This is a genomic window from Aeromicrobium sp. IC_218 (genome assembly GCF_004336805.1).
Lineage (GTDB): Bacteria > Actinomycetota > Actinomycetes > Propionibacteriales > Nocardioidaceae > Aeromicrobium.
The window spans coordinates 19,249-33,973 of record NZ_SJXM01000009.1; the positions used below are offsets into that span (position 1 = coordinate 19,249).

A 14,725-nucleotide genomic window follows, 5' to 3' on the forward strand; every position below is an offset into this window, starting at 1 on the left:
CGGTAGGCTTCTGGACGTTGTCACGGGCTGTAGCGCAGCTTGGTAGCGCACTTGACTGGGGGTCAAGGGGTCGCAGGTTCAAATCCTGTCAGCCCGACAACGGAAGGGTCTCTCACCACCGGTGAGGGACCCTTCGTCGTTGCCTCCTGCGTGGTTCGCCCGCTGCCCAGCCGCCTTCGCGAGCCTGGGGCGGACGGGCTGGTCGGCAAGGCGGAGGCAGGTCGGGTCTCAGTCGGCGTTGGCGGTGAATCGTATGGCCGTGTAGTCGCCCCGGGTGACGTCGATGGACGGGGTCGGCACCTGGGAGACGCTGGTTCCGGGGTACGGCACCGTCCCGGGCGTCCCGTCCTGGCGCACCACCCAGCAGCTGCCGGTGGCGTCCTGTCCGTCAGGGCCGGGGATGTTGCTCGAGTCGCAGACGGTGTAGAGCCCCGGCGGCACGTCGAATTGGAAAGACCCGTTGAAGAAGTCTGGTCGAGCAGCGAAGGCACCCACCAGCTTCAGCGCGCCAGGACGTCCCGCAAACGCCGAGACGGTGCGCTGGCCGCCATCGCCAGGGGCGAAGGTGACCGTGCCGCTGAGACGCTGGGAGCCGAGCACGGTCGAGGTGTTGGCGTAGGAACGGGAGAAGTTGCCGGCCTGGTCACGCTCGATGACGAAGTAGTAGTAGGTGAGTCGGTTGAACCCAGGGTTACCCGGCCCGGGCCACCCTGCATCCTCGCTCCACGCCCGCGGGCCGATCTTGGTGTCGGTCCAGCTCTCGGTGCCGGCCGGAAGCCGGGCCGCCACCACCTCGCCTCCGGTGGTGGTCGGGTCGACGTTGCGTACGATCCGCACGTAGCCCATCCGGTCGGTGTGGTCGCCGGTCCACGTCAGCGTGACCTGTCCCGACCCATCGCCGATGGACGCCTTCGCCGTGAGACCGGTGACCGGGTTGGGCCGGGTGGTGTCGGGCCGCGTGCGGGTGGTGATCGTGATCCGCTTGGAGTAGACGCCGCGATGACGGATCCATACCGCGAACGTGTAGTACGTGTTCGCCACGAGGGGCGAGGTAGCAGCCGTGCGGGCGACGTGGCGGCCGTCCGTAGCCACGGCGTATCCCTTGCTGGGCGACGCCGCCGGGGTGCGTCCGGCGGTCAGGCGTACGACGCTGCCCGCACCAGGGCGGTAGAAGGCCGCCGGGACCGCGAACTGCACCGCCAGACGGTGGTCGGTGCGCTGCACGACCTTGAGGTGCGAAGCAGCGGGAGGCTTGGCCGCCGCCTGTGCCGGGGCACCCCCCGATGCCGCAGCGAGGACGAGTCCGCCGGCCACCATGGCCGTGACGAGCATTCCACTGATGAGGCGAGACATAGGACCCTGCCTTCTGTGCTGTCCGCAACCAGACGAGATCGGACTCTAACTCCTTCCTCATGCCCTGACCAGCACGTGCGGGCCGCAGCACCTCACGGCGCGACGGGGGCGGACGCGCTCGGTCGAGGCATGAGCCGGGCCTGCGCCGGGCCGGCGCCAGCGGCATGCGGCGGGGGAGGGCAGGCCGGCGCGGGCGCGTCATGCGACGCCCCGCAAGGGCGGCCCTGACCCACCGCAGGCTCAACGAACCCTGAGCGTCCGGGTGCTCGACTGGCCGAGGGAGTAGCCCGGCTCCGCCGTGACGCGGGTGACGACGCGCCAGGTGCCGGTGCGACGCGCCGTGAACCTGACGCGATAGTTCCCGCGAGCGTCCGCCACGTCCGAGCCGAGCTTGACCAGGCGGGAGCCCGCCTTGCGGTAGACCGAGACGACCTGGCGTCCGCCGGGGGCGACTCGGCCGTGGGCGCGGACGGTGGTGCCCTTGCGGACGGTCGAGTCGTCCAGACGGAGGGAGACCTTCGGCCGGACCCGGACGCTCACCGCCGAGGTCACGAGACGGGCACGGTCCCGTCCGACCGCCGGTGCGACCCACCGGTAGCTCGTGTGCTCGGAGGGCTTCACCCGCCAGCGAGCGACGCCACCGGCACCGGTCCTGACGACGACCGAGGTCCGGGTGAAGGTCGGCTCGCCCGAGCGCCTGCGCCACAGCTCGACAGCGCGACCCGCGCGGGGCGTGCCGGCCTCGCGGTAGACGGTGGACACCACGGCAGAACGACCGTAGGTGACGACGGACGACGAACGCGCGACGGACAGGCTGTCGGGCACCGGCGCCTCGAAGTCGACCAGGTCGTCGCCGACCGCCCAGCGGTCGACGCCCACGACGGGGCTGAGGTTGCTGGCACCCGGGCAGCTGACGGAGCCGAGGCTCACCGCGCCCGCCGGGGGGAGGTTGTCCCAGTTCTCCCGCTCCGCGAGCGCGGCGAGGGTCCAGGAGCCCAACGGCGTGCCGTCCGGGTCGGCCTCGTCCCCCGGGAGCGCGTCCGGGTGGCCGGTCCACTCGTAGGTCAGCGCCAGCAGGTCGAAGGACCCCCGGGCCGAGGTCGTCGGGATCACGGCCCGCCCGGTGTAGGTGATGCCCCCACCGTTCGACAGGTTCGCCGTGACGAGCGACGGTCGTGCGCTCGGGCTCCAGGCGGTGACGCGCATGGTGCGCTCGCTCAGGAGGTCGGGGGACGAGGCCGACACCCGGTTGATGCCGGTCGTGCCCGGCGCGCCGATCTCGAGCCCGCCCCAAGAGGATCCCCCGTCGGTGAACCGGCGGTGCGAGTAGACGGCCGGCGAGACGACGCCGTCGCAGGTCTCGCCGGTGGCGGTGAACCCGGCCGGGAGCCCGTGCCGCGACACGACGACCGGTGCGGCGGAGGGAGCGGCAGAGGCGGCTGCCGGGACGATGGACAGGGCGGCGAGGACCGCCAACGGGAGGACGGTCGCAGTGGTTCGACGCATCGGTCACCAGGTTCGCTAGGCGCAGCACGGACGAAGGGCGGCCCCGACGGGCACCGGCCCGATCGTACCGACGAGAGGGCTCTCGGGCGGACGAATCGGGATCACCGTCGGGCGTCGCTGGGACCACCGTCCGCCTGCTCGGCGCGGAGCCGCCGGCGCTCGGCGTTCTCGGCCTTGCGCCGCTCAGCCGCGACGACCGCCGCAGACCGCACCGGCCAGACGTAGTCCAGGTCGTCGGGGACGTCCGGGAAGAGCGGCCGGTAGTGCTCGGGGTCCTTGCGGACGAGCGCGGACCGGTGGCTGCGGTGTACGGCCTCGTCGCCGAGCCAGGGCGGAAGCGCGCCCGCGTCCGCGAGCTCGGACTGGGTCCGGACGGCGTCGACGCCGTACGCCCGCAGGTCCGTGACGATGGTGGCGGCGCACGTGTCGGCGAACCCGAGGTCGGTCCAGGCCGTGCAGCAGGTGAGCCCGTACCGCCCCAGCGCCTCCTCGAACCCCTTCCACATGAGGACGGCCGGGTGGTTCTTCCACCCGTAGTCGGTCCGGGTCAGCGCGCGGACGACCTGGAGGGTCTCCACCCGTTGCTTCCCGAGCCGCTTGTCGTCCAGCACACCGGCCGACCGGTCGAAGTCGGCGTAGGGGAGGAAGGTCTGCACCGCTGGACTGTGCCCACGAGCCGGCCGATGAATCGTCCGGCGTCACGGTGGCCTGCGTGCGCCACCTCCGCGGGGCGGACGTCGGCGGCCGCCACTAGGTTGGGGCGATGCCCGACCGTGAGCCCGACCTGCACGACACCGACCTGCCGAAGGGGTCGTCCGGCTGGATCAAGGTCCGGGGCGCGCGGGAGCACAACCTGCGCGATGTCGACGTCGACCTGCCGCGCGACTGCCTGGTCGCGTTCACCGGCGTCTCCGGGTCGGGCAAGTCGTCGCTGGCGTTCGGCACCGTGTTCGCCGAGTCGCAGCGGCGCTACTTCGAGTCCGTGGCGCCGTACGCCCGGCGGCTCATGTCGCAGGTCGGTGCCCCGGAGGTCGACACGATCGAGGGGATGCCGCCCGCCGTCGCGCTGCAGCAGTCGCGCGGCGCGGCCAGTGCTCGCTCCACGCTCGGCACGCTGAGCTCGCTGTCGGACGTCCTGCGCCTGCTCTACAGCCGGGCCGGCACGTACCCCGAGGGCGCCGCGCACCTGCCGGCGTCCGCGTTCTCGCCCAACACCGCGATCGGCGCCTGCCCGACCTGTCACGGCAGTGGTGTCGCCCGCAGCACCAGCGAGGCGCTGCTCGTGCCCGACCCCGACCTGTCCATCGAGGACGGCGCGATCGGCGTGTGGGCGTCCCGCGCGTGGGTCGGCCTCAACGTGCGGCGCATGGTGACCAAGCTCGGCATCGACCGCTTCGCGCCCTGGCGCACCCTGCCGCAGGAGCAGCGCACCTGGATGCTGTTCACCGACGAGGAGCCGCGGATGCTCCTGCAGGGCAACAAGCAGGGCCAGGAGAGCAGCTACCACGGCACCTGGCAGTCGGCCGAGAAGTACCTCATGCGCAACCTGGCCAAGACCAAGTCCGACACCGAGCGGGCCAAGCTCGAGCAGTTCCTCGCCGAGGGACCGTGCCCGACCTGCCACGGCAAGCGGCTGACGCCCGAGGCCCTGGCGGTGACGTTCGCCGGCATCGACATCGCCGACATGACCGCCATGCCGCTGTCGCAGGTGTGCGGGCTGCTGGACGAGGGGCTCGTCGAGCAGGCCCGCGGCACCGACCGGCACGGCGCCGCCGCGTCCACCGCCGCCCGCTCGCTGGTCAAGGACTTCGGCGCCCGGGTCGAGGCGATCATCGGGCTCGGCCTCGGCTACCTCTCGATGGACCGGCCGAGCACCGCGCTCTCGGCCGGGGAGCTGCAGCGCGTCCGGCTCGCCGGCCAGCTGCGCTCGGGCCTGTTCGGCGTGCTCTACGTGCTGGACGAGCCGTCCGCCGGCCTGCACCCGGCCGACTCCGAGGCGCTGTACGCGGCGCTGCGCGAGCTCGTCGCCACCGGCAACTCGCTGTTCGTGGTCGAGCACGACCTCTCCATCGCCCGCAACGCCGACTGGGTGGTCGACGTCGGCCCGAGCGCCGGCGTGCTCGGCGGGCACGTCGTGCACAGCGGCCCGCCCGAGGCGCTCGCCGACGTCGCGGACTCCGCCACCGCCGAGTTCATGTTCGGACGCCACGCGCTGCCGAGCCTGGACGCCCGCGAGCCGCGCGGCTGGCACGAGCTCGACCACCTGTCACGGCACAACCTGCGGGACGTCTCGGTGCGCCTGCCGATCGGCGTGATGACCGCGATCACCGGCGTCTCGGGCGCCGGCAAGACGTCCCTGCTCACCGCGGTCGCCGAGCGGCTCCAGGCGGCGGGCGAGGACGGACGAGACGCACCGCGCCTGGTCGAGATCGACCAGCGGCCGATCGGCCGCTCGCCGCGCTCCAACCTGGCCACGTACACCGGTCTGTTCGACGCGGTGCGGCGCCTGTTCGCCGCCACCGACGAGGCGAAGGCCCGCGGCTGGTCGGCCGGACGCTTCTCGTTCAACGTCGAGGCCGGCCGCTGCCCGACCTGCGAGGGGGAGGGGTTCATCGCCATCGAGCTCGTCTTCCTGCCGACGAGCTACTCGACCTGCCCCACCTGCCACGGGTCGCGCTACAACCCCGAGACGCTCCAGGTGCGCTACCGCGAGCGCGACATCGGCCAGGTGCTCGCCATGACCGTGCAGGAGGCGGCGGAGTTCTTCGCCGACGTGCCCGCGGTCAGCCGCTCGCTGACCACGCTGCTGGACGTCGGGCTCGGCTACCTGACCCTCGGCCAGCCGGCCACCGAGCTGTCCGGCGGCGAGGCCCAGCGCATCAAGCTGGCCACCGAGCTGCAGCGTCCGCGCCGTGGCGACACCGTCTTCGTGCTCGACGAGCCCACCGGCGGCCTGCACCCGGTGAACGTCCGCGACCTCGTGCGCGTGCTCGTCCGGCTGACCGAGGCCGGAGACACCGTGGTGGTGGTCGAGCACGACATGCAGGTCATCGCGGCGGCGGACTGGGTGATCGAGCTGGGGCCCGGCGGGGGAGACCGGGGCGGCACCGTCATCGCCGCGGCGACGCCGGCCGACCTGCTCGAGAACCCCGACAGCGTCACCGCGCCCTACCTGCGTCGCGCCCTCGAACGTCCGGAGGCGTAGCCGGGGCGGGCTGTCCCGGCGCGAGCGGCCCTGTGCCGAGGGCGACCGCCACAGCGGGGTCCGGACGTCGCCTGATTCGGGCGAAGCGTCCGGCGAGGAGCCCTCGGACGCTCGACCCATGACCACCGCCCCGAAGGACGCCAGCCCCGCCGTCGTGGCCCAGCAGCGCGCCGTGCTGGACACGTTGCCCTTCTCGGACGTCCGCGACTTCGACGCCGTGCGCCGTGGCCTGGTCGCGCGCCGCGAGCCGAACGCCGTGACCGCCGAGGACGGACGGGTGGTGTGGGACAACGACACCTACGGCTTCCTCACGGGGGACGCGCCGGACACGGTGAACCCCAGCCTGTGGCGGCAGTCGACCCTCGTCGCCGCCGACGGGCTCTTCGAGGTGGTGCCGGGCGTGTACCAGGTCCGCGGCCTGGACCTGTCCAACATCAGCTTCGTGGAGGGCGACACCGGCGTGATCGTCATCGATCCGCTGATCTCCACCGAGACCGCCGCGGCCGCGCTCGACCTGTACCGCGAGCACCGTGGCGACCGTCCGGTCACCGGCGTGATCTACACCCACTCGCACGTCGACCACTTCGGCGGCGTGAAGGGAGTCACGTCGCAGGAGGACGTCGACGCGGGTCGGGTGCCGGTCCTCGCGCCGGAGGGGTTCGTCGAGCACGCCGTGGCCGAGAACGTCTACGCCGGCACCGCGATGGGACGACGTGCCGGGTACATGTACGGCGCCGCCCTGCCCCGGAGCCCGCGAGGCGCGCTCGGCGCCGGGCTCGGCCAGACGACCTCCACCGGCACCGTCACGCTCATCGCGCCGACGGTCGAGATCACGACGACGGGGCAGGAGGAGGTCGTCGACGGCGTCCGGATCGTGTTCCAGATGGCCCCCGACACCGAGGCGCCGTCCGAGATGCTGTTCTACTTCCCCGACCTCAAGGCGCTGTGTGCCGCCGAGGACGCGACCCACACGCTGCACAACCTGCTGACGCTGCGCGGCGCGCTCGTCCGCGACCCGCACGTGTGGTCCACGTACCTCACCGAGACGCTGGACCTGTTCGGCGCCGAGGTGGAGATCGTCTTCGCCTCGCACCACTGGCCGACCTGGGGCAACGCGGACGTCGTGGAGTTCCTCACCCTGCAGCGGGACCTGTACGCGTACCTGCACGACCAGACGCTGCGGATGCTCAACCAGGGCCTGACCGGCTCGGAGATCGCTGAGCAGATCACGCTGCCTCCTGCGCTGGAGGACGCGTGGTCGACACGCGGCTACTACGGCAGCGTGAGCCACGACGTGAAGGCGATCTACCAGCGCTACATGGGGTGGTTCGACGGCAATCCCGCCCACCTGTGGGAGCACACGCCGGTCGAGAAGGCCGTACGGTACGTGGCGCTCGGGGGCGGCGCGGACGCGGTCGTCGCGCACGGACGGGACGCCCTGGAGGCCGGCGACCTGCGTTGGGCGGCCGAGGTCCTGAGCCACGTCGTGTTCGCCGAGCCCGACCACCCCACGGCACGCGAGCTGCTCGCCGACACCCTCGAGCAGCTCGGGTACGGCGCCGAGAACGGCACCTGGCGCAACTTCTACCTCTCCGGCGCGTACGAGCTGCGCAACGGCGGGTTCGGGACGCCGACGGTCACCGCCTCGCCCGACATGGTGGCCGAGCTCAGCCCGGGGATGCTGTTCGACGCCCTCGCCGTCCAGGTCGACGGACCGGCGGCCTGGGACGAGCGGCTGACGATCGACGTCGTGCTCACCGACGCCGACGAGCGGTACCGGCTGCGCCTGGCCCACGGCGTGCTCGTGCACAGCGCCGCGCCGCAGACCGGCGCGCCCGACGCGACGCTCACCACGACGCGGCGCGGACTCACGGCCCTGGCCACGGGTCCGCTGACGTCCGAGCGGCTGACGGCGGCAGGCATCGCGGTCGACGGCGACGCGTCGGCGCTGACCCGGCTGGCCGCGGTGCTCGACCCGGGTGACCCGGACTTCGCGATCGTCACTCCCTGAACGGCGCCGGTCACTGACGGGTGATGTCGCCGAGCTTCCAGGAGCGGTCGAAGTAGGGCTCGAGCGGTCCGTAGAGCCGGAAGTACGAGAACCAGTGCCGGCCCGGGAGCGTCTGCACCCAGTTGCTCTCGCGGCCCGGGGGCGGCGTCGGGCCGAAGTGCAGGTCCACCGAGCCGTCCTCGTTGACCTGCAGGTCGGCGTCGCGGGAGCCACGGTCGCCGCGCTGCTGGTCGTTGTCGACCAGGCAGCGGGTCCACGCGTCGTACACGGTCACCGACCAGAACAGCCGGGCCGGCGGGTCCGCCGGGACGTGCAGCGCGTACGCCGAGCCGCCGTCCAGCCACTGCCCCTCGGCGTCCGTGTAGGCCCCGAGGTAGGCCTGGCCGACGCCGGGCGTCCGGCTCTTCATCGCCTCGGAGAAGCTGACCGCCTCGTAGAACCAGGACGCGCGCTCGAGCAGCTCGTCGTGGTGCTCGGCGCGCTGGTCGGACCGGCTCAGCACGATCGCGGTGTCCCAGCGCCGGTCCGGCCAGTAGCGCGAGCCCTCGAACCGCTTGGCGAACGTGTTCGCCTGGGCCATGAGCTCGCCGGAGGCCGTGGCCGTCGTGAGCAGCCGGGCCATCCGCTCGTCCGGGTCGAAGGGGCGCCCCTTCTCGATGCCCAGCGCCGCGAGCATCGCGAGGTGGAAGCGGTCGCGCTCGTCCACGACCTCGGACTGGTAGACGTCGTGGAGCCGCACCCAGTAGTCCAGGCCGCGGGGCTGGTCGCCCGTCCACGGACGCCCCTCGGGCGACACGATGCGGGTCGACGGCGGGTCGTTCCGCTCGGCCAACGGGTGCACCCGGACGGCGTCGACGAGCCGGCGCGCGCTCGCCGGGTCGGGGTCGAGCGTCCGGAAGCCGAACATGACGTTCATGCCGGTCGCGTGCAGGACGTACCAGGCGTCGTCCACCTCGGGCGGCTGCTGCCCGGGCGGCACGACGACGTAGGTGCCGCCGCGTCCGGCGTCCGGGCCCATCTCGCCCATCACCGCGAACTCGCGCTGCCAGAAGTCCGACATGCCACCCGCGGTGTGGCCCGGCGGGAGCTCGACGACCAGCGGTCCGGTCTCCGCGAGGTCGAAGAAGTTGAGGACGTAGGGCGTCGTCGCGTTGGCGGTGATCAGCCCGAGACGGTCGCGGTAGCTCTCGTAGAGCACCAGGTCCGAGCTCGTCGCGCCGAACACGTCACGGTGCTGGGTGCGCCACTGGGCGTACGAGACGAGGGGGAGGGCCCACAGGTAGACCTGGCAGGCCATCTGGTGGTCCAGCTCGTCGAACACGAGCGGCAGGTCGTCGCGGGCAGGCAGCTCGCCGTCCATGCGGACGTCGCCGAGCCGTCCGGGCAGAGGGGTGTCGGTCATGGCCTGACAGTCGTCGGGCGGTGGCGGCGCCGCGTCACCCGAATCGGACCAGCGGACGGTCAGGGGCTCCCGTGCCGGCGCCGGTGGACGAGCAGGAGCGAGCCGCCGACGACGACCAGGACGACGCCCGCGACGGCGGCGGCCAGGACGCCGGCCGGCGCACCGGCGCCCGGGAGCCCGTCGGCCCCGGCCTCGTCCGCGTCGCGAGCATCGGCGGGCGGGTCGCCCGCCTCGGCCCCGTCGTCCGGGGCGGTCGGCGGCGGGGGAGCGGCTGACGACGCGGTGGGCTCCGGCGTGGGGCCCGGCGCCGGGACGTCCACGCGGACCACTGCGTCGTCGCGGTTGGAGGTGACTCCGCCCTGCTCGGCGCTCGCGACGGCGGTGTTCACCACCTCGCCGGCCTCGCCGTCGGCCGCCCGGACCCGGTAGGTACCCGAGCACGTGGTGGCGTTCCGCGGCGCCTCGGTCACCGGCTCCAGACGCGTGGCCTCGCACCGGACGGTGTCGATCCGGTCGTCGGTGACGACCAGGTCCTCGACCGTCGCGTAGCCCGTGTTGACGACGTCGTACCGGTACCGGACGTCGTCACCCGGGAGGTACGGGCCGGAGCCGACGACGGTCTTCTCGAGCGTGAGCGACTGCACCGGCTGGACCGACTCGATGACGACGTTGCGCAGGAGGTGGACGTCGGTGAACTGGCCGGTCGACGCCGAGAACCCGAACTTGTAGCCGTCCGGCACCGGTGACGGGGCGTCGAACCGCAGGACCTCGACGGCCGCCTCGTCCCCCCGGGCCAGGCTGACGACGACGACCGGGTCCGGTGCGGGCGTGACGGTCACCGTGACGGTGCGGCGCACCGGTCGCAGCACCGCCTCGGCCGCCGCGGGATCGGCGGGCACCGTCGTCACGTCGCTGCGCAGCGAGAACGGCAGGGTGCTGTCCCACGGCGGGGTCGTCCGGTCCAGGTTGGTGGACGTCGAGGTGAGGAAGCAGTAGCCCTCGGTGCCGTCGCCGGGCCCGCGGACGGTGATCTTGTCCGGCTCCGGCACGCGGAACCCGGTGCCGGCGGGCGAGCGACCGTCGGCGGGGCAGCCGTCGCCGCGCAGCTCCCAGTCGCCGAAGTAGTTGCCCAGGGCGTCCAGGCCGATGCCGAGGTAGCCGTCGTCCACCCCGGGCAGGAACGGGCGTGACGGATCGCCGTCGGGCAGCTTCTGGGCGTAGCCGAGGCTCCCGCCGAACGCACCGGGCGCGGTCAGCTGCGCGTCCTCACCGGTGAGGAAGAACGCGATGCCGTCGGCCGGACGGCGGCCTCCGGTCGTGGTCGTGCTGCCGTACTGCCATTGCTCGAACGTGACCGACAGCCCTTGGGCCGACGGCACCACCTGGTCGAACAGCACCGCCGCAGCCTGGTCGGTCGAGGCGTCGGTCAGCTGCAGGAAGCCCCGGCCGTCGGCGCCGGCGGGCGGGACCGGCCCCTGCCGCGTCCGGGCCGAGCACCCGCCGAGGTCGTGCAGGCCCGGCGGCAGCGCGGTCGCGATCTCGTCGGCCCCGGTCAGGCAGGCCGACCCGAAGGCGCGGAAGCCCTCGTGCGCGGTGGCTCCGGTGAAGGTCTCGGTCACGAGCGGACCGCCGACCGCCCGCGCGAACGGCGGCGCCAGGCCGAGGACGACCAGCACCAGGACCGCGGTGGCGGCCAACGGACGGACGACGGCGGTCATGTCGGTGCGCCGGGCCCGTCGCGGAGCAGATCGGCCAAGGCGCTCGGTGCGTCGTCGGACAGCTGGGCGTGCATCAGCGTGACGTCGCCGCGGGCACGCCCCCGCTCGACCACCTCGCGCACCTCGTCCAGGTCGGCGTCCGTGGACAGGACGACCAGGGCGGACGTGCCGGGGGTGAGCCGCTCGCGCAGCTCCTGCAGGAAGTCGTGGTCGATGCCGGTGCCGCGGAGCCGCTGGGCGAGCCCCGCGATGCCGGCCCCGGCGGCAGCGCCGACGACCGGACCGGCGAGCACGACCCCGACGACGAGTCCGAGCACCGAGCCCTTCGACGCGGCGGTGGCGGTGGCGTGCCGCAGGTGCCCGACCCGCGGCTGGTGCGCGCCCTTGACCCACATGACCGTCAAGGCGTCCAGCACGGTGACCGCGCCGCGCTGCTGCAGGTCCTTGAGCCGCACCTCTCCCGCGGCGGCGCCCATCGCCGTGTCGTAGTGCCAGACCGTCAGCGAGCTGGTGCCCGTCATGGTGCTCCCGTCTCCGTCAGTGCTTCAGTCGGCGTCCAGGACGCGGCAGGCGGACCCCACGACCGGTGGACCGGATCATGCTGCCTCCCGGTGCGTGGACGGCCGGACGATGCGCACGGTAGGTGGGTCAGCCGCACCGGGCGTCGCCCGATTCGGGCGACGGTGCAGGGGCCGGGTGGCGGTCCGGGGACGCTGACGGACCGGGCATCCGGCCGTTCCCGTTCAGAGCAGGTGCAGCGTGCGTGCCACCGCCAACGCCTCGCTGCGGCTCGAGACCGACAGCTTGGCGTACAGGTTGGAGACGTGGGTCTTCACGGTGTTCTCGGAGACCACGAGGTTCGCCGCGACGTCCGCGTACGTCGAGCCCCGCGCCAGCTCGGTGAGCACGTCCCGCTCCCGGGCGCTGAGGGCGAGACGGGCCGCCGGCGTGCTGACTCGTTCCCGCTCCACCGAGGTCGCGACCGTCGGGGCGTAGGCCGCGGCGAGGTCGGGTTGGTCACGGCGGGCGGTGAGCACCTGGTCCAGCCACGAGCCGGGCGGGGGGACGTCGTGCAGGGCGAGGTCCTCCAGCAGGGGCGAGAGGGGCGATCCGTGCCGCGACCAGCCCAGGAACGGGGCGGCGTTGTTGCGCACGGCCGTCGCGACCACGGCCTCGCGCAGTCGGTCGAGCGCCTCGTCGTGGTCGCCCAGCACGTCCAGCACCTGAGCCAGGCAGGTCAGTGCGAGCTCGCGCGTGGCGGGCTGCGGGTACCGGGCGGACGAGACCGCGAGCCGGTAGGCCGCGGCTGCGGCCCTGCGGTCGCCGTCCAGGTCGGCTCGTAGCCCGCGCACGAGCTGGTGCTCACCGGGGGCGTCGACCTCGCGGAGCTCGTCCTCGAGCTCGCGCAGCCCTCGGAGGTCTCCGGAGAGGTACGCGAGGAAGGCTCGTTCGACCAGGACGACCACACGCAGGTGCTGCGGCAGCGCGGGCCCGGGCAGGTTCCACGGGGTGGTCAGCAGACGCTGCGCCTCGTGGACGGCGCCGGCGCGCATCGCCACCCGCGCGTCGCGCACTCGCAGCCAGAAGCGCGTCGCCAGGTCGGCCGGGTGGGCGTGGGCGCCCGTGTCACCGTCGACGACCGGGGGTTCGGGCCACGGCAGCCCGGGGAGCCGAGCCAGCAGCGACGCCAGGTCGGCTCGTGTCCGTGCGAACCGCGGTTGCCAGCTCCCGGCACCGGAGAGAAGCCGGTCGGCGTCCTGGGCGATCTCGACGCATCCCCGTTCGCAGCCGCGCATGTACTGGGTCAGCGCGAGGTGCGTGGTGGCGGCCAGGGTGAGTGCGGGCAGGTCTCTCCGTCGGCCGAGCTCGACCGCGGCCGTGAGGTTCTGCTCGGCCGCGGCGAGGTCGCCGGTCCAGTTCTGGGTGATGCCGAGCTCGGCGAGCAGCTGGGGGAGAGCGGCGTGGTCGGCTGGCCCACCGGGGGTGGCCACCATGCGGTCGGCGACACGCTTGGCCTGGACGACGGCCTCGTCCAGGTCGGCGAGACCGAGTCGTGCGCGCACCAGCCCGACGAAGGCGGACGTCAGCACGCGGGTCGGACCCGTGGACGGCGCGGCGTCACCCGTCGACGCGCGCCTCGAGAGCCGCTCCGCCCAGCGACGGGCCGCGTCGACGTCGCCGGCGACCCATCGCTCGAGGAGCACGGCGAGCCAGGCGTCAGGCTCCGCCTCGACCACGTCCGTGTGGTCGCGGACGAACGAGGCGATGGCGGCCCCGTGGCCGCGCATGAGCAGGGAGATCCCCTCCTGTGCCAGCAGGCGGACGGCCGACTCGTCGTCATGGACCGCGACGAGGCGACCGAACGCCTCCTGGGCGTCGCCGCGGGCCACGTCGAGAGCGACGGCCCGGGCGACGGTGGCGCGGGCGCGCTGGACGTCGACCCCGCCGGCGACGAGCCGGCGACGGATGACCTCGACCAGGAGCGGGTGGATGCGGAAGCGGGCGTCCGAGTCAGGGGCGAACGGCCCGTCGAGGGACGCGCCGTCGACCCGCGTGACGAGCATGCCCGTCAGCTCGAGGTGACTGAGCAGCTCGCCGGCGTCCGGGTCGTGCGAGAGGTGGGCTGCGAGGTCGGTCGTGACGAGCTGCTCCGAGGCGACCGACAGCAGCAGGTGCCGCTCGCGGGGCGGGAGCGAGGCGAAGACCTCGCTCGTCACCCGACCGGCGATGCCCCCGTCCCCGGACGCGAGCCGGCGGGCCGCGGTGGCCGGGACGGCGGACGTGGCGATCGTCCGGGAGATGAGGACGACGGCGGCGCACCAGCCTTGTGCCTGCTCGGCGACGGCGCGGGCCACCTCCGGGGCGGGCGTGCGTGCGTGCTCGGCGACCAGCACCGCGACCTCGTCGTCGGCGAGGCTGAGCACGTCGCCGCGCAGGACCGTGAGGTGGCCGAGGAGCTCAGGCACCAGACGCCGCAGCGGCAGGTCCCACCGGCTCAGCAGCAGGACACGCAGGTCGTGCGGTGACTGCGACAGGCGACGTTCCACCAGGGTGAGGGCGTCGTGGGGCAGGAGGTGGGCGTCGTCGACCACGACCAGTCGGGGCGACGGATCGCCGGCGGCGAGGTCGAGCAGGGCGCCGAGCCGCTGCGCGTCCCAGCGGCTGTCCGCCTGGACCCAGGCGACCGGTCCGTCGTGTCGTAGCCGCGCCCACCCGCCGGCCCCGAGCGTCTTGCCGGTACCGGCCGGGGCCACGAGCATGGTGAGCGGCCCTTGCGTCGCCACGTCGAGTCGCTCGAACAGGGCGGTGCGCTGGAGGTAGGTGCGGGGCAGCCGGGGCGGGTCGCCACCCAGGCGCGCCGGCAGCCTTGCCGCAGGACGGTCGTGGGACTGGGACATGAGCGGGCTCCCTCCGAGACGGCGCGCCGCGCGCGTGGATCGGACGCCCTCTCCTGCGGTCACGATGCGTTCGCCGCGCTCCTGGGGACAGTGCCTTCGTCCCCCACCAGCGACGCTAGGGACGGGTCTCGG

9 protein-coding genes and 1 tRNA gene are annotated in these 14,725 nt (G+C 73.5%); 3 read left to right on the top strand and 7 right to left on the bottom strand.

From position 1 onward, the window contains the following. Nucleotides 1–23 precede the first annotated feature (23 nt). Nucleotides 24–97 (top strand) — tRNA-Pro (locus E0W78_RS11200). Nucleotides 98–228: 131 nt separating this feature from the next. Here the strand turns inward: E0W78_RS11200 and E0W78_RS11205 are convergent. The 3 genes from E0W78_RS11205 to E0W78_RS11215 all read right to left on the bottom strand — a co-directional run bounded on the left by E0W78_RS11205 (nt 229) and on the right by E0W78_RS11215 (nt 3,515). Beyond that, on the bottom strand, nt 229–1,224 hold the full coding sequence (locus tag E0W78_RS11205) for a hypothetical protein (protein WP_131404043.1): 996 nt from the start codon (nt 1,222–1,224) through the stop codon (nt 229–231). 369 nt (nt 1,225–1,593) lie between these two features. Continuing rightward, the gene (locus E0W78_RS11210; RefSeq protein WP_131404044.1) at nt 1,594–2,829 is read right to left on the bottom strand and encodes a hypothetical protein; all 1,236 of its coding nucleotides are present in this window, start codon (nt 2,827–2,829) and stop codon (nt 1,594–1,596) included. Between the two features lie 131 nt (nt 2,830–2,960). Next, nucleotides 2,961–3,515 (bottom strand): MSMEG_6728 family protein, encoded by a 555-nt coding sequence (locus tag E0W78_RS11215; protein ID WP_207392728.1) that lies wholly within the window; start codon nt 3,513–3,515, stop codon nt 2,961–2,963. Nucleotides 3,516–3,622: 107 nt separating this feature from the next. Between E0W78_RS11215 and E0W78_RS11220 the strand changes: the two genes are divergently transcribed. Together E0W78_RS11220 and E0W78_RS11225 are read left to right on the top strand one after the other, a co-directional pair. Continuing rightward, nucleotides 3,623–6,064: an excinuclease ABC subunit UvrA gene (locus tag E0W78_RS11220; RefSeq protein ID WP_131404045.1), complete on the top strand. Its 2,442-nt coding sequence runs from the start codon at nt 3,623–3,625 to the stop codon at nt 6,062–6,064. 118 nt (nt 6,065–6,182) lie between these two features. Next, a complete protein-coding gene (locus E0W78_RS11225) occupies nt 6,183–8,075 on the top strand; it encodes an alkyl sulfatase dimerization domain-containing protein (RefSeq protein WP_131404046.1) in 1,893 nt (630 codons plus the stop codon). Between the two features lie 10 nt (nt 8,076–8,085). Here the strand turns inward: E0W78_RS11225 and E0W78_RS11230 are convergent, their stop codons facing one another. The 4 genes from E0W78_RS11230 to E0W78_RS11245 all read right to left on the bottom strand — a co-directional run bounded on the left by E0W78_RS11230 (nt 8,086) and on the right by E0W78_RS11245 (nt 14,593). Further along, the gene (locus E0W78_RS11230) at nt 8,086–9,477 is read right to left on the bottom strand and encodes a DUF1254 domain-containing protein (RefSeq protein ID WP_131404047.1); all 1,392 of its coding nucleotides are present in this window, start codon (nt 9,475–9,477) and stop codon (nt 8,086–8,088) included. Nucleotides 9,478–9,536: 59 nt separating this feature from the next. After that, complete coding sequence (locus E0W78_RS11235) at nt 9,537–11,195, bottom strand: hypothetical protein (protein ID WP_131404048.1); 1,659 nt, start codon at nt 11,193–11,195, stop codon at nt 9,537–9,539. After that, a complete protein-coding gene (locus E0W78_RS11240) occupies nt 11,192–11,716 on the bottom strand; it encodes a DUF1269 domain-containing protein (RefSeq protein WP_131404049.1) in 525 nt (174 codons plus the stop codon). The genes E0W78_RS11235 and E0W78_RS11240 overlap by 4 nt, the downstream gene beginning before the upstream one ends. A gap of 222 nt (nt 11,717–11,938) precedes the next feature. Next, nucleotides 11,939–14,593, bottom strand: coding sequence for a LuxR C-terminal-related transcriptional regulator (locus E0W78_RS11245; RefSeq protein ID WP_131404050.1), 2,655 nt, complete (start codon nt 14,591–14,593; stop codon nt 11,939–11,941). Nucleotides 14,594–14,725 lie beyond the last annotated feature (132 nt).